The following is a 24030-nucleotide window of genomic DNA, read 5'->3' as shown; positions in this document are numbered from 1 at the left end:
CGCCGTCACAAGAAATTTGGCTCTAATTTATGACGCAAAATCTTTCATTTGGCTATCGGATGACCATCCTTGCGGTCCTGAAAAGTTTGATGAGCCTGGTCCACAGTTTGGTTTTCTGAAGGTCCGGCGGACGACCGTCGCCAAACCGCCGCGCGGATCGACCTTGATCATCCAGAATTAGCGTGATTTGGCATCGGAATTATTGCCAACGAGCCCCTGCTTCATCGACACCTCGGGCCAGGATTGGCCGTGAAGACGGATGCGTCGGCGACATCCCGAACCGCCGGCCAATGATTCATCAGCGAATGCACCGATGTCATTCGGGGCCGCGGCGGGTGCCTCCGTGGAACGATCGCGCAAATTTGAAGCGATTGGTGCCATTTGGATAGTGCTCAGCCTTTTGATGGCAGATAAAAGCTCAAAATAAGAGCCGGCGGTCCCCTTAGAGAGTCGGATGCCCACACGAGCCCTGATGCGTCCGCAGAAGCCACCGGAAGGCGACGGAGTTCTCCGCGCGTTCTCGTCCCGCCACTTCCTCAAGCTCGTCGAGGATACGGGCAAGGTCGGGTTCTGGTCGGCGGACCTGCGCACCGAGCGTCTGGACGCATCGCCGGGCCTCTACCGCATCCTGGGGTTGGACCCGGCCTCCGGCGTGACCTTCGGATTCGGCCTGGACATGATCCACCCCGAGGACAAGCCGGCCCATGCGGACCAGATCGCGGTGTTGCGGAGCGGTCAGCCCATCAATCGCGAGTTTCGCATCATCCGCCCGGACCGGACCCAGCGTTGGATCCTGCACCACGCCGAGGTGATCATCGGGCAGGACGGTCAACCGAACCAGGGCATGGGGGTGGTGTTCGACGTGACGGCCCACCACGAGGCCACGAACGCCATGATGCAGCGGCACGACCGCCTCAATGCGCTGATCACGGCGACGGCCGCGGTGCTCTGGATCACCCAGGCCAACGGCGAGCCGTCCGACATGACCCAGTGGATGACCCTGACCGGACAGAGCTTCGACGAGATGCAGGGCCTCGGCTGGATGGACGCGATCCACCCCGAGGACCGCCCGCGGACGCACGCGGCCTGGATCACGGCCGTGGAGCATATGGCGACCTACAACACCGACTATCGCATCCTGTGCGCGGACGGGATCTACCGCTGGTTCAATTCGCGCGGGGCGCCGGTGCTGAACAAGGACGGCTCGGTGCGCGAGTGGATTGGCGTTTGCCTCAACGTTCCGGGTCGGACCCGCTTCGGCAGCTCCGGCATCGGGGCGTCGCCGGAATCACCCGTGCAGGCGAAGGACGCTACGGACCCGGTGGAGTCCGGTCTGACCCCGGGGCAGGTGCGGGCCGCACGCGGCCTGCTCGGCCTGTCGAAGGACGAGCTGGCCAAGCTCGCCAACGTCTCCGTCTCGACCCTGAACCGGCTGGAAGATCCGTCCTCGGCCATCCAGCCCCGGCACGACACCGTCATGGCCGTGCGTCGCGCCTTTGAACTGGCCGGTGTCGAGTTCACCTTCGAGGCAGGCAAAAAGCCGGGCGTCCGCGAGGCGTGAGGGTAAGGGGTCCCGACGCGATCGACAGGGGGCCCCGTCGCTCGTTCGGGTATCTACGAGGCGATGTGTGGGGGGGGCATGCGGCTCTCGTGCCGCCTTCGCCATCAAAGGCCTCCACTGCTCGCCGCGATCGTATCCTTTGGCGAACCACGCATGAAACCCGCGCGGCACCGAGGCGCCACGGCATCACGGCGCGAGCCGGTCTCCATTCTCGCAGGTCGCACACCCGTTCCCGTCCCCGCGGCGCCGGACCCCGCCCGGGTCGGCATCCGCGCGGACCTGGGTCGGCGTCACGCCGTAATGCTGTCGGAACATCCGGCTGAGCTGGCCCGCGCTGCGAAACCCGAAGGCGTCCGCGAGGACCGCGATCGGATGCGCCTGTGCTGGTTCGCCGAGGGCGGCCCGGACCCGCTGCAGGCGGGCGGCGCGGATGTGGCGCTCGACCCCGCCGACGCCCTGGAACGCCGCGAAGAGGCGGGTCCGCGACGTGCCGATGGCGCGGGCGATCTCGGCGGCGCCGAGATCCGGGTTGCCGAGGGCGGTGTCGATGTAGAGGCAGGCTTTCCGGAACAGCAGCGCCGGGTCGGAGCGCGAGGTGCCGTGGCCCGAAGCCTGGGTGATGGCCCGGGCCAACAGCGTCGCCGTGGTGGTGAGGGTCGCGACGTCGAGGGTGCCTTGGTGGGGCAGGCGCTCGCGCAGCCGCAGGAGGTGGTCCGTGCAGGCGCCGGCGATCTCTGGCGGGACGACGAAGCCGTGCAGCCGATCGAGGGGGCCGAGCCAGCGCTCGGCGAAGGCCCGCGGCAGGCCGACGAAGTTGCGCTTCTGGAGCGGCAGGGCGGTGGTGTCCCAGACGATTACCGGACGGGAGAAGTCGATGATGTAGAGCGATCCCGCATCCGCCCGCACCTCGCGGCCGTCGAATTGGCCGATAATCGCTCCCGTCTCCACATGCTGCACCACGATGGCGTCGAGGCCGTCGTAGCCGATCTTTTGCGCCGGACGGTGGAAGACGAACGGCACGCCTTCCATGAAGTGGAAACGCATGTGCTCCGACCAGAGGCTCGTGATTTCCACGTGGAAGGGCGTGTGCAGCGGCGTGACGAGCGCCGAGCTCGCGAACAGAAGCTGATAGACGCTGGCTGCGTCCTCCGACGGGTAGTCCCGGCTGGAAAACGTCACGCGTCGCAGGGGAAAGGCGCCGCCCTGGTGATCCTCTGAGGTCGCGGGCAAGGGTTGGACCCCATCGATCTGAGCCGGTTCGGCTCATCTAATATCAGGGCGCCGCATTCGTTCCAGAAGGATGTTCGCGCAGGGAAGGTTCGTCGCCCGAGGAGGACGAGCCATGTCCATCCGGCATGGTGCGGACGCATCACGCAAAATGCTGATTCAATAATCGGTTTGCTTAATCAGGGGAAAGCGCGTACACCTCCGCCATCAATCCAGCGAAAGTTCTTTTTCAGCGCGATTTCGATCAGAAATTGGGCAGGAAATGTTTTTCCTCGGATCGATGACGGAGACGGCCGCGCACGATCGCGTGGACCTCCGGGAAATAAGCCCGCAAGGGCGAAGGAATATGATGGCTGTCGGTACTGTTAAGTGGTTCAACGAGACAAAGGGTTTCGGTTTCATCCAGCCGGATAACGGCGGCAACGACGTGTTCGTGCACATCTCGGCTGTCGAGCGCGCCGGTCTGCGTGGCCTCGCCGAAGGGCAGAAGGTCTCCTACGAGATGGAAACCGACAAGCGCAGCGGCAAGCAGTCCGCCGGCAGCCTCCAGACCGTTTGATCCGGCAGGTCTCCGCGCTTACGCGGAGTCCGGCTTTTACAAGAGCCGCTTCCCGGAAGGGAGGCGGCTCACTTGTGTTCTCAGCCTCAATCTCCAGGGGAGCGCGCCCGCCACGCGGCCTCCCGCATCACAGGATCCTGTGTGAGCCAATTCAACCCGAACTCGATGACCGACCGCCTCAAGGCTGCCACGGAGGCTCGCGCCGCCGCGCTGGCGCGCTTCCGCGACCGCCCGCCGGCTGATGATCCGGTCGTGGTCGCCCGCAAGGCGGAGCGTGCCCAGATCGCGCGGGAGCGGGAGATCCGCGTCGCCGCCCGCGAACAGGCCCGGATCGAAGCGGAAGCCCAGCGGGCAGCCGAGGCCGAGGCCGAGCGCGAGCGTTTCGCCGCCGAGGAGGCCCGCGCCGCCGAGGAGAAGATCGCTCAGGCTGCCGCCGCGCGCCTGGAGCAGAAGGCCCAGCGCGATGCGCGCTATGCCGCCCGCAAGGCCAAGGCTCGCCGCTGATCAGGCCAGGGGCTCGGCCGCTCCGGCGGCCTCGTCTTCCTGCCTGTCCGCATTCGCCTCCGATGCGGGGCGGACGTTCTCACAGGGCCGGATCGATCCGGCCTCCCGCCGTGGCGTGACCTGCGCCCGGCCTCCGATCACGGAGCCACGCACCATGTCCCACAAGTTCAAGCTCGGCCAGCGCGTGCGCCGTGCCCAAATCGGCTACGCCGCCAGCAAGGCCGACGTCTCCGACGTCTTCGAGATCGTCCGCCTCGTGCCCGAGGACCAGACCGGTGAGCCGTTCTACCGGATCAAGTCCGGCTCCAGTGAGCGGGCCGTGCGCGAGGGCGAGATCACCGAAGTCTGAGGCACGCGACGAACGAAGGGGGCCCGACGGTCCTCGGCGCAGCTTTTCGCCGGCAGCGATCCCGATCGCTGCCGGCGATTTGCGTTTTGTCAGGTCAGCACGACCACGCGGCTGCCGATCTCGACGCGACCATAGAGGTCGATGACGTCCTGGTTGATCATCCGGATGCAGCCCGACGACACGCTCTTGCCGATCGAATCCGGCTCCAGGGTGCCGTGGATGCGGTAGAGCGTGTCCTTGTTGCCCTGCCAGAGGTAGTGGGCCCGGGCGCCCAGCGGGTTGCGCGAGCCGCCGGGAACGCCGAGGCCGCTCTGCAGCTGCGAGACCGACTTCGCCAGCTTCGGCGTGCGGGCGATCATCTCCTTCGGCGGGTACCAGTCGGGCCACATCTGCTTCGAGTTGACCGTCGAGGCGCCCGACCAAGAGAAGCCCTGCTTGCCGACGCCGACGCCGTAGCGCCGCGCCCGGCCGTTCGGCTGAACCAGGATGAGATGGTGCGCCCGCGGGTCGACCACGATCGTGCCCGGGGGCTCCGAGCCCGTATAGGCGATCTCCTGGCGCAGGAACGACGGGTTCGCCTTCCGCCAGTTGAAGGCATAGACCGGGAAGGGCTCGTCGGTGATCGCCGCGTAGGCGCGGTTGTAATCGATGGGACCGTTGTCGACCGGCTTGGCCGGGGCCGCCTGCTGGGGCGAGGCCGGCGGGACCTGCCGGGGCGCGTAGAGGTCGGCATCCGGATCGTCCGCGACCGGCGCCCGGCCGCGCTGGCTCATGCGGTCCGGATCGCGGTCGGCCCCACGCTCGGAATAGGGCACGTACTGGCCGCCCCGCCGGCGATAGAGCCGGCCCGCCTCGTCGCGGTAGAGGCGCTCGTCGTCGTAGGGCAGGTCGCCATCGATGCCGTCGTTGAAGAGCCCGCGGCCCTGGCCGAAGGCGGACCCGATCGGCGTGAGGAGCGCGAGGCTCGTCGTCGCCCCGGTGAGAAGCGTGCGGCGGGTCGTTTGAGGCATGAGGGGTCGCTCGAGCAGTCGTCGTGAATGTGGGTACCGTGGCTCCGGGCCTAGCAAGCCAATCCCCGCGCGTCACGTCGGTTGACGACTGGGCAGCATTGCATGGGCACCAAAGATCCCGTGCGATGCATGAGGGGCACAACCTTGCCGGAGACTTCCAGGACCGGAGACTTTCCGAGATCCTGTCCGGCTTCGGCAGCCCGGTTTTCACCATGACGCCGAAAACGTGCGGGACGGCACGCCGATCCGCTCAGCAAGCGATTGTAAAAACGCCGGCCTTACCAACATAGGAGCCGTGCCCGAACAGGGGCACCCACCCCCAGAAATGGAACGCGACCCGTGCCGGTCCCTCCGCGTCCCCACTCCCGCTCGCGTCGTCCCCTGCTGGCGGCGCTGCTTCTGCTAGCGCTTGCGCCGGGCGAGGCTCTGGCGGGCCGCAGTCCCAGCGCGCGTCCCCCCGAGCCCGTCGCGCCCGAAACGACTTGGACCTCCAGCGAGCCGGAGCCGGCGGCTTGCCAGCGCAGCCGCCGCAAGCTGTGGCAGCCGGGTGAGGGCTGGGTCGTGCGAAACGTCACGATCTGCCGATGAAGGGCGCCGATCTGAGCGCAGCCCCCGCAGGGTCGACGCCGTAGAGGCGGGTCCGCGTGCCGCCTGGCGTTAGGACAATTGCGGTCGACCGCGTACAGGGAGCGAGGCTCTGCCTTTGGCCGCGAGGCCGACGCGCGTGCGCCCGGAGGGGTGATTGAGTACGATCGGCGACGAGATCGATCCGCGGCGCGCGGTGTTGGCGCGCTACGGCATTCTCGATACCGCTCCCGAGGCCGCGTTCGACGACGTCGTCCGACTCGCCGCGATGCTCCTCGAGATGCCGGTGTCGCTCGTCTCACTCGTGGATGTGGATCGCCAATGGTTCAAGGCGCGCATCGGATTCGGGCGCTCCGAGACGACCTTGAGCGAGTCGATCTGCGCGCACGCGATCCAGGGGGACGACCTCTTCGTCATCCGCGACACCACGCAGGATGCGCGTACGGCGGACAATCCCCTCGTGACAGGGGAGCCGCACGTCCGCTTCTACGCCGGCATGCCCCTGCGAACGCCAGAGGGCGAAGCGATCGGAACGCTCTGCGTCCTCGATACCCGCCCGCGCGATCTCACCCCGGTGCAGGCCTTCACGCTTCGGACCCTGGCGCGGCAGGTGATGACGGAGCTCGACCTGCGTCGCGCCCTCAAGGAACGGCAGGAATCCGACCGGCGCAACGCGGCGATCATCGAGAGTGCGATCGATTACGGCATCATCGCCATGGATCTCGCGGGCCTGATCACGAGCTGGAACGTCGGCGCCGAGCGCCTCCTGGGCTGGGCCGAGGCCGAGATTGTCGGCCGTTCCGCCGACCTGTTCTTCATCGAGGCCGACCGGGCGAGCGGTATCCTCGAGCGCGAGATGAGCACGGCCCGCGCCATGGGCCGGGCCAACGACGAACGCTGGCACCAGCGCAAGGATGGAACCCGTTTCTGGGCCCAGGGCGAGATGATGCCCCTCAGGGACGGGAGCGAGGCCCATATCGGCTACCTCAAGATCCTGCGGGACCGTACGGTTCAGCACCGGGCCGAGGAGGCTCTCGAGAAACAGACGGCCCTGCTCCAGACCGTCACGGATCACCTCAGCGAATCGGTCTTCCGCCTCACCCGGGACGACATCATCACCTTCTCCAACCCGGCGGCGGAAGCCATGCTGGGCTGGGGGGAGGGGGAGCTGATCGGGCAGAACCTGCACGACGTCGCGCACCATCACCACGCCGACGGACGCCCCTTCCCGAGTTCGGACTGCGAAGTCGTCCGGTCCTTGCGGACGGGCGAACCCCTACGCGAGCGGGCGACCACGTTCTTTCGGCGGGACGGCACGCCCATCGACGTGATCACCACCAACGCCCCGATCATCGAGGCGGGCATCGTCCAGGGCGCGGTCCTGACGGTGGCGGACGTCACCGAGAGCAAAGCGGCCAGCGCGCGCCTGCGCCGGAGCGAGGAGCGCCTCGGCCTCGCCCTCGGCGCTTCCGGCATGATCGGGACCTGGGACTGGGATTTGCGCGAGAACGTCGTCTACGCGGACGCCAACTTCGCCCGGATCTACACCGTCGATCCTGAGCGGGCGGCCCTCGGCGCGCCGCTGGCGGACTATACCCGCAACTTCCACCCGGACGATGTGGCGATGTTCCAGGCGGAACTCGACCGTCTCTTCGCCGGAGCCGAGGAGTTCGCCTGCGAGTACCGGATCGTGCAGCCGGACGGCTCGCACCGCTGGGTGATCGCCCGCGGGCGCCTCGTGCGTGCGCCCGACGGCACGCCGCTGCGGTTTCCGGGCGCCTCGGTGGACATCACCGAGCGCAAGCGCTCGGAGGAGCGCCAGGCCGCCTTGGTGGAGCTCGGCGAGCGCCTGGGCGCGTTGCACGATCCCACCGAGATGGCCTACGCGGGCGCCGAGATCGCGGGCCGCACCCTGGGGTTGACCCGAGCCGCTTACGGAACCCTCGACAAGACGGGCCGCTACCTCGACATCGCCCGCGACTGGACGCTGCCGGGCGTGACCAGCATCGCCGGCCGGCATCGCTACGCGGATTACGGCAGCTACCTGCCGGAGCTTCGGCAGGGGCGGGCGGTCATCGTCGACGATGTCGAGGCCGATCCGCGCACCGCCCCGCAGGCCCGGGGCTTTCGTGCCCTCGATGTGCGCACCGTGATCAACCTCCCGCTGATGGAGCGCGGGCATCTCGTGGCGGTCCTCTGCCTGCACGATGCGAAGCGGCGCAACTGGACCCCCGACATCCTCGACTTCGTGCGCAACGTGGTCGACCGCACCCGCGCCGCCGTGGCGCGCCTGCGGGCGGAGGAGCAGCAGGAACTCCTCAACCGCGAACTCAGCCACCGGATGAAGAACTTGTTGGCGATGGTGCAGTCGATCGCCACCCAGACCATGCGCTCGGCCGTCGACGTCGACACCGCCAAGGAGGTACTGGCCGGCCGCCTCATTGCGCTGGGCCAGGCCCACGACCTCCTGATGGGGGGGGCGTTGGGCAGCACCTTGATCGGCCCCGTGGTGCGCGGCGCCCTGAAGCTGCACGAGGATCGCAGCGGACGCTTCCACCTCGACGGTCCCGACCTCGAGATCGGCGCGAAGCCCGCTCTCTCCCTGGCGCTGATGCTGCACGAACTCGCTACCAACGCCGCCAAGTACGGGGCGCTCTCGCGCGAGGACGGCCACGTCGTCATCCGCTGGTCGGTCCGCCCGGACGCCGACGAGGCGCACCTCGTGTTCTCCTGGAGGGAGGTCGGCGGACCGCCGGTGATCAAGCCGGCGCGCAAGGGCTTCGGCTCCCGCTTCATCGAGCGCGGTCTCGCGGGTCAGGTCGGCGGAACCATCGCCCTGGCCTTCCCGCCGGACGGCGTCACCTGCACCATCGCCGCGCCGCTCGCCGCCTTCCAGTCCGACACCTGAAAGCCGCAAGGGTCAGTTCAGGCCCGATCCGAGCGATCGGGCCGCAGGCCTAACGAATGGGCAATGCCGCGTCGCGCGGCACGGACCAGCATCCCGGATGGGCAGCACGGGCATCGATGGCCCAAAGAGCGGAGGGCGCCGCAACTGGCACGTTCGATGCTGATGGTCCTGCGTCGCCCCGTGGCGGCGGGCGGAGCAACGGCGCTCCGCAGGCGGACGGCGTGAGTCCGGATCCCTTGGCAAGAGCGGCCGCCACGCGGCCGCGAACCTCGAGACGCACTCCATGGCCAGTTTCAAGACCGTGATGAAATCCGGTCACCCCCCGACCTTGTTCGCCGCGTTCCTCTACTTCGATTTCTGCTTCGCGATCTGGGTGCTCAACGGCGCGATGGGCCCGTTCATCACCGAGACTTACAAGCTGACCCCGGCCCAGACCGGGTTCATGATCTCGCTGCCGATCCTGGCGGGCGCGATCATGCGCTTCCCGCTCGGTGTGCTCGCCCAGTATATCGGGCGCAAGAACGCCGCCATCACCGAGATGACCATCATCATGCTCGCGATGGCCTACGGTTTCTTCTACGTGAACACCTACGACGAGGTGCTCGCCATGGGCGTGCTGCTCGGGATCGCGGGTGCCTCCTTCGGCGTCGCCCTGTCGCTCGGCTCGGGCTGGTTTCCCAAGGAGCACAAGGGGCTGGCGATGGGCATCGCCGGCGCCGGAAATTCCGGCACGGTGCTGGCCGTGCTCTTCGCCCCGCCCCTGGCTCAGGTCTACGGCTGGCAATCCGTCTACGGCTTTGCCGGCTGCGTCATGGCGATCCCCCTCATCGTCATGATCGTCTTTGCCAAGGAGCCGCCGGACGCGGAGCACCAGTCCTTCAAGGAGCATGTCTCCTGCCTGTTCCAGAAGGACGGCTGGGCGTTCAACCTCATCTACATCATCACCTTCGGGGGCTTCATCGGCCTGTCCAACTTCCTGCCGACCTTCTTCTACGAGCAGTTCAGCGTGACGAAGGTGGAGGCCGGGCGCCTCACCATGCTGGCCGCCCTGATGGGCTCCGGCATCCGCGTCGTCGGCGGCTACTTCGCCGACCGCATGGGTGGCATCCTGGTGCTGTCGGTGGTGCTGCTGGCCGCCGTGGGCTCGTTCCTGCTCCTGACCGCGACGCCCTCCCTCGCGCTGACCACGGCCCTGTTCATGCTCTGCTTCGCGGCGCTGGGTGCCGGTAACGGCGCCCTGTTCCAGCTCGTGCCCCTGCGCTGGCCGGCCAACACCGCGGTCGCCGGCTCGATGATCGGAGAGGTCGGCGCCCTCGGCGGCGCCATCCTGCCGAACGTCATGGGCCTGTCGAAGCAGTATACCGGCTCGTTCGCCTACGGCTTCGTCGGCTACGCGGTCTTCGCGGCGGTGGTGCTGGGCTGCCTGCTGGTCTGGCAGCGCAAGTGGGTGGGCACCTGGGTCGGTCCGCGCGGCAAGGTGCTGACGCCGGCAGCATCCGAACCGGGTCATGCGGCCCCCCTCGGCCCCGTGACAGCCTGAGGACGGGCGGGATCTTCGAAAGCAGACGGTACGGACGGGGACCTTCGGGTCCCCGTTTCCGTTCGGGCGTCCCTCAGCCGACCTCCCCCGAGACCAGAGCGAAGGCGAGGACGTCGACGGACGCTGCGCCGGCGCGCAGGAGGACCCGCGACGCGGCGTTCGCGGTCGCCCCCGTGGTCATGACGTCGTCGACGAGCAGGATGCGGCGCCCCTGCAGCGCGGCCCGCGCGGCCTCCGGGACCCGGAACGCGCCCTGGAGGTTCGTGGCGCGGGCGACGCGGCTCAAGCCGACCTGCGAGCGCGTCGCCTTCACGCGCGCGAGGTATCCGGGTTCGCTCGGCCGCTGCGCGAGACGCCCGACGCGCTCGGCGAGGAGCGCCGCCTGGTTGAAGCGCCGCCGCCACAGGCGGAAGCGGTGAAGGGGGACGGGCACGAGGCAATCGGCCTCGCGCAGGAGCTCCGATCCGGCGCCCGCCATCATCCGCGCCAGCACGGGGGCGAGATCGAGGCGATCCTCGTATTTCAGGCGGTGGACGAGGTCGCGGGCGCCGCCCTCGTAGAGGGTGACCGCCCGGGCCCGATCGAAGACCGGTGGATCGGCGATAGCGCGCGGCGAGAGGAGCGGCCCGGTGCCGTGATCGACGGCGAAGGGGAGCCCGAGCCGCTGGCAATAGGGCCGCTCGATCAGCCGCAGGCCCGACCAGCAGGCGGCGCACAGGCCGTGGGGAACGGCGATGGCCCCGCCGCAGCCGGCGCAGGTGGGTGGATAGACCAGGGACAGTGCGCCGCCCCAGAGACGGCGAAGTCCGGCGAAGGCGGTGCGGGAGGCAGGGGCCATGTCGGCAACCCTACTCTCCGCACCGCGTGGAGACGACCGGATCTGTGCCTCAGCGCGCCGGCTGCGCCTGATTCTCCTGGCGATCGCGCTTGTTGGCCTGGTGGCGTCCGACGGCGCAGCCCGCCGCCGCGCCGAGCACGCCGTGCCCTGCGACGTGACCCGCGAGGCCGCCCACGACCGCGCCCTTGATGCAGCCCTTTGCTTCCGCGCCGGTTGCAGCGAGGGAAAGGCCCGCGACGGTGAGGGCCGTGCCGAACAGAATGGCTTTCATGGCTTTGATCTCCGGATTCGCTGTCGAATCGTAGGCCCTCAACAATCGGAGCCGGTTTCGCGTTCCGGGTGCTGGCGCCACACGTCCGGGCGCGCCATGTCATCCCGCATGTCTTCCCATCATCTCGCATGTCTTCCCAGATGACGCCGCCGCCGCTGTTCGATACGGGCCTCGCCCGTAGACGCCTCGCCCGCGCCCGCCGGGCCGGGTACGCGGATTTTCTGCTTCGGCGGGTGGTGGAGGATCTCGACGACCGACTCGGCGCCGTACTGCGGACCTTTCCGACCGCCCTCGATCTCGCCACGCCGATGCCCCTGGCCGCCGATCACCTTCGTGCGAGCGGGCGCGCGGATCAGGTTCTGCGCCTCTCCTCGGTTCTTGAGCGCGGCACCGTCCTGGCCGATCCCGAAGCGTTGCCGCTGCGGGCCCAGAGCCTCGACCTGGCGGTCTCGCTCCTGGCCCTCCAGCACGTCAACGACCTGCCGGGGACCCTGGCGCAACTGCGCCGCGCGCTGCGCCCGGACGGGTTGTTCATCGGGTGCCTGCTGGGTGGACGCACCCTCACGGAACTGCGGCAGGTCCTCGGGCAGGCCGAGAGCGAGTGCGAGGGCGGGATCAGCCCGCGCGTCGCACCCTTCGCCGAGGTGCGCGAAATGGGAAGCCTGCTCCAGCGCGCGGGCTTCGCCCTGCCGGTGACCGACGTGGAGACGGTGACCGTGCGCTACCCCGATCCGTTCGCCCTGATGCGCGACCTGCGCGCAATGGGCCTCACCAACGTCCTCACCGAGCGGCGGCGTACTCCCTTGCGCCGGGCGACCCTGATGCGTGCCGCCACCCTCTACGCCGAGCGCTTCTCCGATCCGGACGGGCGCCTGCGCGCCAGTTTCGAGATCCTGTGGCTCTCGGGTTGGGCCCCGCACGAGAGCCAGCAGAAGCCCCTGAAGCCCGGCACCGCGCAGGCGCGCCTCGCCGACGCGCTGGGCACCACCGAGCGGAAACCCGAAGGACCGAACTCATGAGACAGCCTGGACCGGATCACCCCATCGACATCGCGCCGTATCCCGGGCGCGTCCGCGTCACCCTCGCGGGCACGCTCCTGGCCGAGACCGACGCCGCCCTGGTCCTCCGCGAAGCGAATTATCCGCCGGTGTTCTACATTCCCCGGGCGGATGCGCGCTGGGCGCACTTTGCCCCGAGCACCCGGCGCAGCCACTGCCCCTACAAGGGCGACGCCGCCTACTTCAGCCTGACGACGCCGGACGCCAACGCCACCGACGCGGTCTGGAGCTACGAGGCCCCTTATCCGGCCGTCGAAGCCATCGCGGGACACCTCGCCTTCTACCCGGACAAGATCGACCCGATCGTGGCGACCTGAGGCATCAGGAGGAATCCGGCGGGCCGGGCGCGATCAGGCCCGGACCTGAGACCAGAAGGCGGCCTTGCGGCCGTGCCGGCGGCGCAGGTCGTCGCGGTAGTGGTTCGGGTCGGGGCTGATGGCGCCCGGCGCGATGGCGTCCGCGAGGTCGTCCAGGGTGACGAGGTAGCGGGCGGCGTGGCCGTAGGCCCCCGAGTAGGCGTGCTCCAGGATGTTGTCGATGAGGATGCGATACAGTTCGGTGGCGGCCAACGGCTCGCGATCTTCCAGGGCCTCGGCGGCGGGGGCCAGGACTTCGTAGCGCCAGCCGTCCCAGGTGCCACGATACCGCGCCACGATCCGTGCCGCCCGGACGGGGTCCGGCCAGTGCGTGAAGAAGGCGAGGGCGCCGTACGGGTCGGGATGCGCTTCGGCGACGGCGAAGGCGCGCGGCAGGGCCTCGTCGTCCTCGAAGTCGGGCAGCTTGGCGAGATAGGCGCGCAGCATCTCCCGGTCGAGACTGTTCTCGAAGGTCCGCCAGCGCAGGTCCTGCGCGGCCTCGGTATCACCGAGGGCGTCGTGGATGCGGACCTCCAGGGCGATCTTCACCCGCTCCGGGACGGAGGTGTCGAACCGCCCCGTGAGCAATTGCTCCCGCGTGACGATGGTGGTGCCGCGCTTCTGCGGACGGCGGACCCATTTGAGCGCCTCCCGAGCCCGGCCGGCGGCGAGCAGGCGCTCCGCGATCTGGACGTGATCGGGCGGCTCCGGCGCGCGGCCGGTCTCAAGGGCGATGAAAGCATCGACGTCGCCGGTGCGGTCCGCGATGGACTGGCGCAGCCGCATGAGGCGGCTGCGCTCCGCCTCCGTCAGCCAGTCCCGCTCCTTCGTGCCGCTGGCGGGGGCCGGCGGCGTCGCCTGGGCGAGCGCGTCGTCGAGGGGGACGAGGGCGGCCTCGGGCAGGCGCGGGATGAGGCCGTGCATCAGACCCTCGATCAGCCCGTACCCGTCGGTCTCGAGCCGGGTCACGAGGCGCACGGCCATCGCGGTGGCCTTCGCGTCGTCCAGATCGACGATGAGCGCGGCGGCGGCATCGGCCGCTCGCTCATACACGCCGTGGATGCGGCCGCTCGAATCCTCGGCCCGTCCCAGCACGTCTCCGGCCCCGCCGAGGAAGCGGATCAGCCTGTCCAGGGCGGCGTCGGGGGCGAGGGCGGCGAGTTCGCCCACCACCGTGGTGAGCATCGCGTCGAGGTCGAGAGCGAAGGCGCGCTGCTTCATCCAGTCGATGTAGCCGCTGGCGCGCTCGAGGGCGGTGAGGCGCCGGTCGATCAGGGCCGCGACCGCGTCCGGCCCCTGGAGGGCCGCCACCGCCGCCGTCACCACCTTCTTGAAGTTGGGGTTGTGCGATGCCTCGGTGAGCACGAGGGTGATCAGGCGCTCGATCCCGAGCTTGGTCAGCGTCTCATGGCTCGGCGTGGTCTTTCGGGATGCGCGCTTCGGCTTGGCCGGCTTGGCTGCCGCGTCCGCCACGGCCGGCTCGTCGGTGGACGGTCCGTCGACGTCCGCGTCATCGCGTTCCTCGGCGGTGATTTCTGAGGTCACCGCGGCCTTGCGCCCCATGTTCCGCTCTCCCCCGACACGGCCCACCGGCCAGCGATGCACAAACGCCGCGCGAATCCAAGGGGATCGCGGGTGTGGGCGGATACGATTGCAACCGGATCAGGGGCCGAGGAGGTCGAGCAGGAACGGGATCAGTGGTGCATCAGCCGGCGGCATCGGCTGGTCCTTGAGGTCGCGCGGGCGCACCCATTTCAGCGCCTGGCCTTCCATGGAGCGCGGCAGGCCCTCCCAGCGCCGGCAGACGTAGAGTGGCATCAGCAGGTGGAAGTCCGGATAGGCGTGGCTCGCGAAGGTGAGCGGCGCGAGGCAATCCTGCTTCACGGCGATGCCGAGTTCCTCGGAGAGCTCCCGGATCAGGGTCTCCTCCGGCCGCTCGCCGGGATCGACCTTGCCGCCGGGGAACTCCCACAATCCGGCGAGCTGCTTGCCCGGCGGGCGCTGGGCCAGGAGGACGCGCCCGTCGGTATCCACCAGCGCGACCGCGACGACCAGGAGGATGCGCAGGGGGGCGCTCACGGGGCGATCGCGAAGGTCGCCGCGACGTCGGCGCCGGTCTCGATGGTGCCGGCCGCCAAGGGCACCGGCGCGCCACCGCGCTTGGCACGCATCGGCGCGGGCGCCGCGAGGGCCATCGGCGGGGCGCTGGCCGAGGCCGGCGACTGGATCGACACCACCCGCCCGAGGGTGACGCCCGCCGCCTCGGCCAAGCGCTCGGCCTGTGCGCGCGCGTCCTTCATCGCCGCGCTGCGCATGGCGGCCTCGGCTGCCTCGGGATCGCGCAGGCCGAAGCCGACGCCGTCGATGCGATTCGCGCCGCCGTCGAGGGCCCGGCGCATCAGTTCGCCGAGGCGTGCCATGTCGGCGAGGCGCAGCCGCACCGTGTTGCTGGCCCGGTAGCCGTCCGGCTTCTCGGCGAAGGATCCGTCCGCCTGACGGGTCGAACGGGTGACCGGCTGGAGCGTGACGGCGGAGGTGCGGAGATCCGCCTCCGGCACCTTGAACTCCCCGGCCAGGGCCAGGATCGCCTTGGCGGCGGCGCTGGCGCCGTCGAGGGCCGCGGCCGGGCTCGCACCCCTGGCCTCGACGCCGATCTCGACCGAGGCGAAGTCCGGCACCACCTCGGCGCGGGCGCGGCCGACGACAAGGATCCGCCCCTCGTCCGCTCCCGGCTTCTCCTCGGCGCGAGCCGCACCGACGGAGCCGAGCAGCGCCAGGGCGATGAGAGGGGCTAACCTTACGCGCCTCACGAGCGGTAATCCCCGTTGATCTCGATGTAGAGTTTGGTCAGGTCGCAGGTCCAGACGCGTGCGGCGCCGTCGCCGAGGCCGAGATCGACCCGCACGGTCACGTCCGATTCCCGCATCACTGCGCTCGCCGCCGCCTCGCTGTAATCGGGATCGCGGGCGCCCTCGCGGGCCACGCGCACGTCGCCGAACCAGATCGCCAGGCGGTCGCGGTCGGCAGGCTCGCCGGCCTTGCCCACCGCCATCACCACCCGGCCCCAATTCGCGTCCTCGCCCGCGATGGCGGTCTTCACCAGGGGCGAGTTGGCGATGGACATGGCGATGCGATGGGCCGAGGCGTCGCTGGTCGCGCCCGTGACCCGCACGGTGACGAACTTGCGCGCGCCCTCGCCATCCTTGGCGACGAGCTGCGCCAGCTCGACGAGGAGCTCGTCCAGCGCGGCGCGGAAATCCGACAGGCGTGGGTCGTCGGCGGCCGAGACCGCGGCGTTGCCGGCCGCGCCCGTGGCGAACAGCATCAGCGTGTCGGAGGTGGAGGTGTCGCCGTCCACCGTCACGCAGTTGAAGCTCGTGGCCGTGCCGGCGGCGAGCAGCGCCTGCAGCACGTCCTGGGGCAGGGCGGCGTCGGTGAAGACGAAGCTCAGCATGGTCGCCATGTCGGGGGCGATCATGCCCGCGCCCTTGGCGATGCCGTTCAGCGTCACGGTCGTCCCGTCGATGGCGGTCCGGCGCGTCGCGAGCTTGGGGAAGGTGTCGGTGGTCATGATCGCCTGGGCGGCCGCGGCCCAAGCCGAGGCGCCGTCCTCGGTCCGCCCGGCGCAATCGGCCAGCACGCCCCGGAATTTGCTGGCGTCGAGGGGTTCGCCGATCACGCCCGTCGAGGCGATGAAGATGTCCTGCGGGCGGCACGCCGCGGCCTCGGCGGCGATCTCGGCCGTCAGCGCCACGGCCTCGCGCCCGCGCAGGCCCGTGAAGGCGTTGGCGTTGCCCGAATTGACCACGAGGGCGCGGGCACCCGCGCTGCCGAGGGCTTCGCGGCACCAGTCCACCGGGGCGGAGGGGCATTTCGAGCGGGTGAACACGCCCGCCGCCTGCGTGCCCTCGGCCAGCGCCACGTAGAGCACGTCGGTGCGGCCGGAATAGCGGATGCCGGCCTGCGCGGTGGCGAGGCCGACGCCGCGAATCGGGGGCAGGTCGGGCTGGCTTTGCGGGGCGAGCGGCGAGACCGGCGGGCTCTTGGCGGATGACATGGGCTTCACGACTCCGGCTGTCCGCCGCTGCTTGGCATGCGCGGCGAGGGCGGTGTTGCCCCGCGCGGCGCCCTTGCGTCAACCGGGGCGCCCGTCATGTGGCTGTCACATCACGGCAATGTCCCCGCGACCGCCTCCGGTGCCGGGATCGCGCGGCTGGATCGCGGGCCGCCCTGGCACCATCGCCGCCCGAGGCCCGTGCACGCGCTTGCATGCGGGGGCTTGTCTGTGTCGGCGGACGTGACATAGCATGCTGCGACGCACAGTCGACGAAAGGTCTTCGGCACGGATGTTCGGGCGCGAGAGGGATGTCTCGACGATGGAACTACCGACCTCGCCCTGTGGCGCTTACGGCGTCCAGGTTCTCATCGCCGGGCGCCAGAAGCATTGGCGCGATGAAGTCTCGTCCCAGATCCGCCGGGCCGGCTTTGCCGCCACCACGGTCGATTGCGGCGTCGATGCCATGACCGTGCTGGCCCTCGGCCTGCCGGTGGACGTCCTCGTCACGGATGTGAGCCTTCAGGGCAAGCTGTGCTGCCTGAAGCTGGCTCAGGAAGCCCGCGCCCTGCGGCCGGACCTGCGCATCGTCTTCGCGAGCGACCTCGGTCTCCAGCCGGACGAGGACGCGTCCGACCCGATCGACACGCTGTTCGACGGCGACCTGCCCCGGCACGCGCGCGCCGGCCTCCTCGCCGTGCGGCGCATCGATCATGTCGCTTCAACGGTTTGGGACGCTCTGCGCAGCGCGAGCTGATCGCTCCACCCGGACACGTCACCGTTCCGCGACCCCGGCGGGGCCGATCTCCGCCGCCCCGGGCGGCGCTTCGCACAACCGTATCCGACACCCGGGGGACCGGCTTGCCGGCCGCCCGCGTGCCCCGCCGTCGTGAAGCGCCCGTTTCCCGGGCGAAGCCGCTACTGCGCCTTGGTTGCGTCCGCCGGCTTCGGGTCCGCCGGTTTGGCGTCCGCGTTCGGCTTCGCCTTGCCGAGATAGACGTATTCCGGCGCGGCGCGGAGCTGGTCCTTGTTGGTATCGATCGTCGCCTTGAGGGTGGTGTCGTCGACGCGCGCCAGCCGGAGGGCGCTCGGGTCGATGGCAACGTACTTGGTGCCGATGCCGAGGAAGCCGCCGACGCCGACCACCCAGGACTTCACCGTCATCTTCTCGTCCAGCACCACGTCGGCGATCTCGCCGATGGTCTCGCTGGCGCCGTTCTGGATGGTCAGGCCCACCAGCTTCGAGGTGACCATGTCGCTCTTGTTCTGCGCCACGAAAGTAGGACGCAGGTCGTTGGCGAGGGTGGCCGGCGCGGCCGGGACCGGGGTGGAGGCGTTGGAGCCCGGGGCCGGCGTCTCCGGTGCCTGGGCAAGGGCGAGGGTGGCGCTCGCGACGAGAAGGGTCGTTCCGAGCAACAGGCTGCGCATGGGCGAAGTCTTTCCGAAGGTCGGACCCGAATAAGTGCCGGGTCCAAGATGGCACACGCTCAAGCTCAGGCCTTCCCGAAAGGTTCCCGCCAAATCGCCGGCCCCGATGGACGAACGACGCGGGGACGTTAAGTTCCCCCGGACAGGACGGTGGAGCGTTTCCCCGCGCCTGACGGGAGCCGCGCCATGTCGAAGATCCTGATCTCGGAGGTCACGCCGTCCGCCAGCCTGTCCGGGCGACCGGCGCATCCCATCGGGCGGCGCCACGCCCTCGCGCTGCTCGGCGGGGCCGTCGCCTGGGGCATTCCCGGGGCGCGCGCGGGCGAGATGCGCGCGGGGGCCTTCGCCTTCGAGCGACCCGAGGGCGGCACCCTGCCGCTGGACGCCTATGCGGGCCGGCCCATTCTCATCGTGAACACCGCCACGGCCTGCGGCTATGCCGGGCAGTTCTCCGGACTCCAGGGCCTCTGGACCCGCTTCGGCGACCGGGGCCTCACCGTCATCGCGGTCCCGTCGCCCGATTTCGGTAACCAGGAGCCCCTCGACGGGGTCGCCATCGCGGAGGCCGCGCGCAAGAATCACGGCGTCACCTTCCCGGTCACGGCCAAGACCCACGTGCGCGGGCCGGCGGCCCATCCGTTCTACCGCTGGGCCGCCGCCGAGAAGCCCGGCAGCACGCCGAACTGGAACTTCCACAAGTACCTCGTGGACCGGGACGGCAGCCTGCTCGGGGCCTATCCCTCCTCCGTCGAGCCCAACGACCCGCGCATCGTCACCGCCATCGCCAACGCGCTTCCCGCCGGCTGAGACCTCAGCGGGAAATGTCGCGCGGCGGCCTCGGCGCCTCGGCCGGCGCGTTCCGCCGGACGCGGCGGGGACGCTCGGCCGAACCGCGCACCGGCGGCGAGGCGTAGTTCGACGCGAACGGATTGGCGGGCGTGCGCTCGGCGCTGCCGAAAAGGCTGAACTCCGCGCGGGCCGGACCGACTGCCAATAGACTCGAGGCGAAGAGGCCGAAGGCGAAGGGGCCGAGGACGAAGGCGCTCGGAATGGGACGGGTGGGGCGGTTCGGTGGCATGCGGTTCCTGCGCGGGGATCGACGGGACGGGGCTTTCGCTCCGATACCCCAACGCCCCACATCCGGCGAGGCGCCGCAGCGAGCGCCCGGGAGACGGATCATGGAACCTCATCGTTTCGAGCAAGCGGGCGCCGCTTATGAGGTCGCCTTCGAGCGCGCGCCTGAGGGCTGGCTCGCCCGGATTCGCCAGGAGGGCAGCCCGACGGTGCACGTGGTCGGCTTCCCCGACGGGCCGGGCTACGATCCCGGGGACGTGCGCGGATCGCTGGTCGCGGGTTGCGAGGCGGCCGTCGCCAACCTCGCCTGGGCCCCGCCGACGCGGCATTGAGCGGGAACCTCCCGAACCGCGCCGGGTTCGCCCTCCCACAGGTTCAAGCTCTGAGTGAAGGACGGCACCATGACCGAGGTCACCTATCGCATCGTCGAGCACGACGGCGGCTACGCCTACAAGGTCGACGACGTCTTCTCCGAGACGTTCCCGAGCCACGACGAGGCCCTCCAGGCCGCGCAGGCGGCGGCGGCCGAGCAGCAGGTTCCGGGCTCCACCGAGCCGATCCGCTACCAGGACGGCAAGGGCGCATGGCACGACGAGACGGCCCAGGGCAACGATCGCCCGACCGCCAAGGTCGTCGATTGAGCGGCCGCCGGGCGGTTCGCCGTCCGGATCGCCGTCCATCGGGCTGAATGGCCTGGGTCGAATGGCCGATTGCCTCGCCGGCACAACCTCGTGCATGGCTGGGCGATCGCGCGGCATACCCCGAGAGGGGTACGGCCTTCGCTGGCGGATGACGGGCCGGGGAAACGGTGCCGTGTCCCGCGAACCTCGCCCAGGAGCTTCTACTTGACCACCCAGAATCCGCGCCGGCCCGACCACGCCATCGACCCGCTCTTCATCGAGCGCTGGTCCCCCCGCGCCTTCACCGGCGAGGCAGTTCCGGAATCGGAACTGCTGCGTATGTTCGAGGCCGCGCGCTGGGCGCCGTCTTCATACAATTCCCAGCCCTGGCGCTTCGTCTACGCCGTGCGCGACACGCCCGACTGGCTGCCGTTCCTCGATCTGCTGGTGCCGGGGAACCGCAAATGGGCGGAGGGCGCCGGTGCCCTGGTCATCCTCGTCTCCAGCAAGCTGATGAAGACCGGCGACGGCCTGAAGCCCTCGGCGAGCCACTCCCTGGATACCGGCGCCGCGTCCGCCAATTTCCAGCTCCAGGCGATCCGCCAGGGCTGGCACGTGCACGGCATGGGCGGCTTCGACAAGGAGCGCGCCGTCTCGCTGCTCAACGTGCCGGCGGACCACCAGGTCGAGGCCGCCTACGCGGTCGGGCGCGCGGCGGACCCCGCCGACCTCACCGAGGAGCAGCGCGCCAAGGAAGTGCCGAACGGGCGCCGGCCGATCACGGACTTCGCGTTCGCGGGCGCCTTCAAGGCCCGAGAGGCCTGAGTCCGCCGCCGTGCTGAAGCCTGCCGCCGACTATGCCGGGCTCGTCTCCGGTTTCACCTGGGACATCCCCGAGCGCTACAACATCGGCGTCGATGTCTGCGACCGCTGGGCCGCGCGCGCGCCCGACCGCGTCGCGATCCAGGAGGTGGTGGGCGCGACGGTCACGGAGACGACATTCGGACAGTTGCGCGCGCGCTCCGACCGCTTCGCGGCGGGCCTGCGGGCGCGCGGCATCGGCCCCGGCGACCGGATCGGTGTGCTGCTCCCGCAATCGGCCGCCGTGGTGGTCGCCCATTGCGCCGCCTACAAGCTCGGGGCGATCGCCCTACCGCTCGCCGGCCTGTTCGGGCCCGATGCCCTGCGCTACCGGCTGAAGGATGCCGGCGCGCGGGTGCTCGTCACCGACGCGGCGGGGTTCGAGAAGCTCGAAGCCATCCGGGCCGACCTGCCCGACCTCGCCCTCGTCATCCGCACGGACGGCGCCTGCGACGGGGCGGTCGATGCCGAGGCCCTGATGGCCGATGCCCCGGAGGGCTTCAGCGCCGTCGACACCCGGGCCGACGATCCGGCCTTGATGATCTACACCTCCGGCACCACCGGGCCGGCCAAGGGCGCGCTGCACGCGCACCGGGTGCTGCTCGGGCACTTGCCCGGCTTCCTCATGATGCACGACTTCCCGCCTCGGCCCGGCGACCGGATGTGGACGCCCTCGGACTGGGCCTGGGCCGGCGGCCTCCTCAACGCGACCTTGCCGAGCCTGCATCTCGGCGTGCCGGTGGTGGCCTGCCCTGGTTTCCGGTTCGAGCCCGAGGCGGCGTTCCGGCTCATCGCGGAGCGGGCGATCACCACCGCGTTCCTGCCACCCACGGCCCTCCGGATGCTGCGCGGCGTCTCCGACCCGCGCGGACGCTTCGATCTGGCGGGCCTGCGCAACATCGCCTCCGCCGGCGAGGCGCTGGGCCCCGAGACCTTCGACTGGGCGCGCCGCGTACTCGGGCTGACCATCGGCGAGGCCTACGGCCAGACCGAGTGCAACCTCGTGCTGGCCGCCTGCACGGCGGCCGGGGTGGCGCGGGCCGGCTCCACGGGGCGCCCGGTGCCCGGGCATCGCGTCGCGATCCTGCGCGCCGACGGCACCGAGGCCGGCATCGACGAGCCCGGCGAGATCGCCGTCGCGCGACCCGACCCGGTGATGTTCCTGCGCTACTGGAATCAGCCCGAGGCGACGGAGAAGAAGTTCTCCGGCGACTGGATGCTCACCGGCGACACCGCCCGGCGCGACGCGGACGGCTACATCCACTTCGTCGGGCGCGAGGACGACCTCATCACCTCGGCGGCCTACCGGATCGGCCCCACCGAGATCGAGGATTGCCTCGGTTCGCATCCGGCGGTGGCGCTGGCCGCCGCCGTGGGAAAGCCGGATCCCTTGCGCACCGAGATCGTCAAGGCCTTTCTAGTCCTGCGCGAAGGCTACGTCGCCTCCGACGCACTCGCCGCCGAGATCCAGGCCTTCGTGCGCACGCGCCTCTCCGCGCACGAGTACCCGCGCGAGATCGCCTTCCGGGACAGCCTGCCGATGACGACAACGGGCAAGATCATCCGACGGCAATTGCGCGACGAAACGTGAGGCCGATCTCCGGGACTGGCGCCGCATGCCCTGGGGAGCGGTGCCGGTCCGGCTCGACCGACGCAGGCTGGAATCCTTCGCATAAAGACATCTTTATATCTTGATTGCTTCCCGGGGGCGGCCCTGCTATAGCCCTCGCCGACACGCAACGAGATACGGAGCGAACACGCAATGGCCCAGGATTACATCGTCAAGGACATCGGCCTGGCCGATTACGGCCGCAAGGAGATCTCGATCGCCGAGACCGAGATGCCGGGCCTGATGGCCACCCGCGAGGAGTTCGGTCCGTCGCAGCCCCTGAAGGGCGCGAAGATCGCCGGCTCGCTGCACATGACGATCCAGACGGCCGTTCTGATCGAGACCCTCAAGCATCTCGGCGCCGACATCCGCTGGGTCTCCTGCAACATCTACTCGACGCAGGACCACGCCGCCGCCGCCATCGCGGCCGCCGGCATCCCGGTCTTCGCCATCAAGGGCGAGACCCTCGAAGAGTACTGGGACTACACCTCGAAGCTGTTCGACTGGCATGACGGCGGCATGCCGAACATGATCCTCGACGATGGCGGCGATGCCACCATGTTCGTGCACCTGGGTCTCCGCGCCGAGAACGGCGACACCGCCTTCCTCGACAAGCCGGAATCCGAGGAGGAGGAGATCTTCTTCGCCCTCCTCAAGAAGAAGCTCGCCGAGAAGCCGAAGGGCTGGTTCGCGGGTCTGGCCGATTCGATCAAGGGCGTCTCGGAAGAGACCACCACGGGCGTGCACCGCCTCTACAACCTCGCCAAGGAGGGCAAGCTGCTCTTCCCGGCCATCAACGTGAACGACGCCGTCACCAAGTCGAAGTTCGACAACCTCTACGGCTGCCGCGAGTCGCTGGTCGACGGCATCCGCCGCGGCACCGACGTGATGATGGCCGGCAAGGTCGCCATGGTCGCGGGCTTCGGCGACGTCGGCAAGGGCTCCGCCTCTTCGCTGCGCCACGCCGGCTGCCGCGTGCTGGTGTCGGAGGTCGATCCGATCTGCGCGCTCCAGGCCGCGATGGAAGGCTATGAGGTCGTGACGATGGAAGACGCCGCACCGCGCGCCGACATCTTCGTCACCGCCACGGGCAACAAGGACATCATCACCATCGAGCACATGCGGGCGATGAAGGACCGCGCCATCGTGTGCAACATCGGCCACTTCGACAACGAGATTCAGGTCGCCGGCCTGAAGAACCTCACCTGGTCGAACATCAAGCCGCAGGTGGACGAGATCACCTTCCCCGACGGCCACCGCATCATCCTCCTGTCGGAGGGGCGCCTGGTGAACCTCGGCAACGCCACCGGCCACCCGTCCTTCGTGATGTCGGCCTCGTTCACCAACCAGACCCTGGCCCAGATCGAGCTCTGGACCAACCCGGGCAAGTACGAGAAGCAGGTCTACACCCTGCCGAAGGCCCTCGACGAGAAGGTGGCGCTCCTCCACCTCGAGAAGATCGGCGTCAAGCTCTCGAAGCTCCGTCCCGACCAGGCCGCCTATATCGGCGTCTCCGAGAACGGCCCGTTCAAGCCCGACCACTACCGCTACTGAGGCCGGCCGACGCCCCTCCCGGGGCGTCGCACGACCGCCATCGACGATCGAAGCCCGGCCTCCG

General features: G+C 69.7%; 25 protein-coding genes. 15 read left to right on the top strand and 10 right to left on the bottom strand.

Annotated elements, in window-relative coordinates; translation table 11 throughout:
- Window positions 1-472: 472 nt before the first annotated feature.
- Window positions 473-1561 carry a PAS domain-containing protein gene (locus MFF30_RS01200; RefSeq protein WP_238275514.1) on the top strand — a complete coding sequence of 363 codons (1089 nt, stop codon included), beginning with the start codon at window positions 473-475 and terminating at the stop codon, window positions 1559-1561.
- 186 nt (window positions 1562-1747) lie between these two features.
- Here the strand turns inward: MFF30_RS01200 and MFF30_RS01195 are convergent, their stop codons facing one another.
- A complete protein-coding gene (locus MFF30_RS01195; RefSeq protein WP_238275505.1) occupies window positions 1748-2791 on the bottom strand; it encodes an AraC family transcriptional regulator in 1044 nt (347 codons plus the stop codon).
- A 346-nt stretch (window positions 2792-3137) separates the two neighbouring features.
- Here MFF30_RS01195 and MFF30_RS01190 point away from each other — a divergent pair, with 346 nt between their 5' ends.
- The 3 genes from MFF30_RS01190 to MFF30_RS01180 all read left to right on the top strand — a co-directional run bounded on the left by MFF30_RS01190 (window position 3138) and on the right by MFF30_RS01180 (window position 4200).
- Entirely contained in the window at window positions 3138-3347 is a 210-nt protein-coding gene (locus tag MFF30_RS01190) for a cold-shock protein (protein ID WP_238275572.1), read from the top strand.
- Between the two features lie 141 nt (window positions 3348-3488).
- Window positions 3489-3851 (top strand): DUF6481 family protein, encoded by a 363-nt coding sequence (locus MFF30_RS01185; RefSeq protein WP_283205847.1) that lies wholly within the window; start codon window positions 3489-3491, stop codon window positions 3849-3851.
- Window positions 3852-4005: 154 nt separating this feature from the next.
- Window positions 4006-4200 (top strand): hypothetical protein, encoded by a 195-nt coding sequence (locus MFF30_RS01180; protein ID WP_238275503.1) that lies wholly within the window; start codon window positions 4006-4008, stop codon window positions 4198-4200.
- 89 nt (window positions 4201-4289) lie between these two features.
- On the opposite strand, the gene MFF30_RS01175 is transcribed toward MFF30_RS01180, so the two are convergent.
- Entirely contained in the window at window positions 4290-5210 is a 921-nt protein-coding gene (locus MFF30_RS01175; RefSeq protein ID WP_238275501.1) for a L,D-transpeptidase, read from the bottom strand.
- A gap of 742 nt (window positions 5211-5952) precedes the next feature.
- On the opposite strand from MFF30_RS01175, the gene MFF30_RS01170 reads away from it, so the two are divergent.
- Together MFF30_RS01170 and MFF30_RS01165 are read left to right on the top strand one after the other, a co-directional pair.
- Entirely contained in the window at window positions 5953-8703 is a 2751-nt protein-coding gene (locus MFF30_RS01170; RefSeq protein ID WP_238275499.1) for a PAS domain S-box protein, read from the top strand.
- 283 nt (window positions 8704-8986) lie between these two features.
- Window positions 8987-10243: an MFS transporter gene (locus MFF30_RS01165; protein WP_238275498.1), complete on the top strand. Its 1257-nt coding sequence runs from the start codon at window positions 8987-8989 to the stop codon at window positions 10241-10243.
- 73 nt (window positions 10244-10316) lie between these two features.
- On the opposite strand, the gene MFF30_RS01160 is transcribed toward MFF30_RS01165, so the two are convergent.
- Window positions 10317-11081, bottom strand: coding sequence for a ComF family protein (locus tag MFF30_RS01160; RefSeq protein WP_238275496.1), 765 nt, complete (start codon window positions 11079-11081; stop codon window positions 10317-10319).
- Window positions 11082-11130: 49 nt separating this feature from the next.
- Complete coding sequence (locus tag MFF30_RS01155; RefSeq protein WP_238275494.1) at window positions 11131-11352, bottom strand: hypothetical protein; 222 nt, start codon at window positions 11350-11352, stop codon at window positions 11131-11133.
- Between the two features lie 140 nt (window positions 11353-11492).
- On the opposite strand from MFF30_RS01155, the gene MFF30_RS01150 reads away from it, so the two are divergent.
- Window positions 11493-12371, top strand: a complete 879-nt coding sequence (locus tag MFF30_RS01150; protein ID WP_238275492.1) for a methyltransferase domain-containing protein — start codon at window positions 11493-11495, stop codon at window positions 12369-12371.
- On the top strand, window positions 12368-12727 hold the full coding sequence (locus MFF30_RS01145) for a DUF427 domain-containing protein (protein ID WP_238275490.1): 360 nt from the start codon (window positions 12368-12370) through the stop codon (window positions 12725-12727). Before MFF30_RS01150 ends, MFF30_RS01145 begins: the two co-directional genes overlap by 4 nt.
- A gap of 33 nt (window positions 12728-12760) precedes the next feature.
- Here the strand turns inward: MFF30_RS01145 and MFF30_RS01140 are convergent, their stop codons facing one another.
- The 4 genes from MFF30_RS01140 to argJ form a co-directional block, all read right to left on the bottom strand.
- Window positions 12761-14329 carry a DUF6880 family protein gene (locus MFF30_RS01140; protein ID WP_238275488.1) on the bottom strand — a complete coding sequence of 523 codons (1569 nt, stop codon included), beginning with the start codon at window positions 14327-14329 and terminating at the stop codon, window positions 12761-12763.
- A gap of 99 nt (window positions 14330-14428) precedes the next feature.
- On the bottom strand, window positions 14429-14845 hold the full coding sequence (locus MFF30_RS01135; protein ID WP_238275486.1) for a (deoxy)nucleoside triphosphate pyrophosphohydrolase: 417 nt from the start codon (window positions 14843-14845) through the stop codon (window positions 14429-14431).
- The gene (locus MFF30_RS01130; protein ID WP_373320815.1) at window positions 14842-15576 is read right to left on the bottom strand and encodes an SIMPL domain-containing protein; all 735 of its coding nucleotides are present in this window, start codon (window positions 15574-15576) and stop codon (window positions 14842-14844) included. The genes MFF30_RS01135 and MFF30_RS01130 overlap by 4 nt, the downstream gene beginning before the upstream one ends.
- Entirely contained in the window at window positions 15573-16823 is a 1251-nt protein-coding gene (gene argJ, locus MFF30_RS01125) for a bifunctional glutamate N-acetyltransferase/amino-acid acetyltransferase ArgJ (RefSeq protein ID WP_238275484.1), read from the bottom strand. Before argJ ends, MFF30_RS01130 begins: the two co-directional genes overlap by 4 nt.
- A 319-nt stretch (window positions 16824-17142) precedes the next feature.
- On the opposite strand from argJ, the gene MFF30_RS01120 reads away from it, so the two are divergent.
- Window positions 17143-17577, top strand: coding sequence for a response regulator (locus MFF30_RS01120; protein ID WP_238275482.1), 435 nt, complete (start codon window positions 17143-17145; stop codon window positions 17575-17577).
- Between the two features lie 161 nt (window positions 17578-17738).
- On the opposite strand, the gene MFF30_RS01115 is transcribed toward MFF30_RS01120, so the two are convergent.
- Entirely contained in the window at window positions 17739-18248 is a 510-nt protein-coding gene (locus tag MFF30_RS01115) for a PRC-barrel domain-containing protein (RefSeq protein ID WP_238275480.1), read from the bottom strand.
- A gap of 186 nt (window positions 18249-18434) precedes the next feature.
- On the opposite strand from MFF30_RS01115, the gene MFF30_RS01110 reads away from it, so the two are divergent.
- Window positions 18435-19055, top strand: coding sequence for a glutathione peroxidase (locus MFF30_RS01110; protein WP_238275477.1), 621 nt, complete (start codon window positions 18435-18437; stop codon window positions 19053-19055).
- 4 nt (window positions 19056-19059) lie between these two features.
- On the opposite strand, the gene MFF30_RS01105 is transcribed toward MFF30_RS01110, so the two are convergent.
- Window positions 19060-19326, bottom strand: a complete 267-nt coding sequence (locus MFF30_RS01105; protein ID WP_238275475.1) for a hypothetical protein — start codon at window positions 19324-19326, stop codon at window positions 19060-19062.
- A 100-nt stretch (window positions 19327-19426) separates the two neighbouring features.
- On the opposite strand from MFF30_RS01105, the gene MFF30_RS01100 reads away from it, so the two are divergent.
- The 5 genes from MFF30_RS01100 (at window position 19427) to ahcY (ending at window position 23966) form a co-directional block, all read left to right on the top strand.
- Entirely contained in the window at window positions 19427-19654 is a 228-nt protein-coding gene (locus MFF30_RS01100; protein WP_238275472.1) for a hypothetical protein, read from the top strand.
- A gap of 69 nt (window positions 19655-19723) precedes the next feature.
- Complete coding sequence (locus MFF30_RS01095; RefSeq protein ID WP_238275470.1) at window positions 19724-19963, top strand: hypothetical protein; 240 nt, start codon at window positions 19724-19726, stop codon at window positions 19961-19963.
- A gap of 204 nt (window positions 19964-20167) precedes the next feature.
- The gene (locus MFF30_RS01090; RefSeq protein WP_238275461.1) at window positions 20168-20767 is read left to right on the top strand and encodes a nitroreductase family protein; all 600 of its coding nucleotides are present in this window, start codon (window positions 20168-20170) and stop codon (window positions 20765-20767) included.
- Window positions 20768-20777: 10 nt separating this feature from the next.
- Window positions 20778-22394 carry an AMP-binding protein gene (locus MFF30_RS01085; RefSeq protein WP_238275459.1) on the top strand — a complete coding sequence of 539 codons (1617 nt, stop codon included), beginning with the start codon at window positions 20778-20780 and terminating at the stop codon, window positions 22392-22394.
- 171 nt (window positions 22395-22565) lie between these two features.
- Window positions 22566-23966 carry an adenosylhomocysteinase gene (gene ahcY / locus MFF30_RS01080; RefSeq protein ID WP_238275457.1) on the top strand — a complete coding sequence of 467 codons (1401 nt, stop codon included), beginning with the start codon at window positions 22566-22568 and terminating at the stop codon, window positions 23964-23966.
- Window positions 23967-24030 lie beyond the last annotated feature (64 nt).

This window comes from Methylobacterium goesingense, from assembly GCF_022179225.1.
GTDB classification, from domain to species: Bacteria; Pseudomonadota; Alphaproteobacteria; order Rhizobiales; family Beijerinckiaceae; genus Methylobacterium; species Methylobacterium goesingense.
The sequence above is the reverse complement of the archived record's forward strand: the minus strand, read 5'-3'. Positions and strand labels throughout refer to the sequence as shown.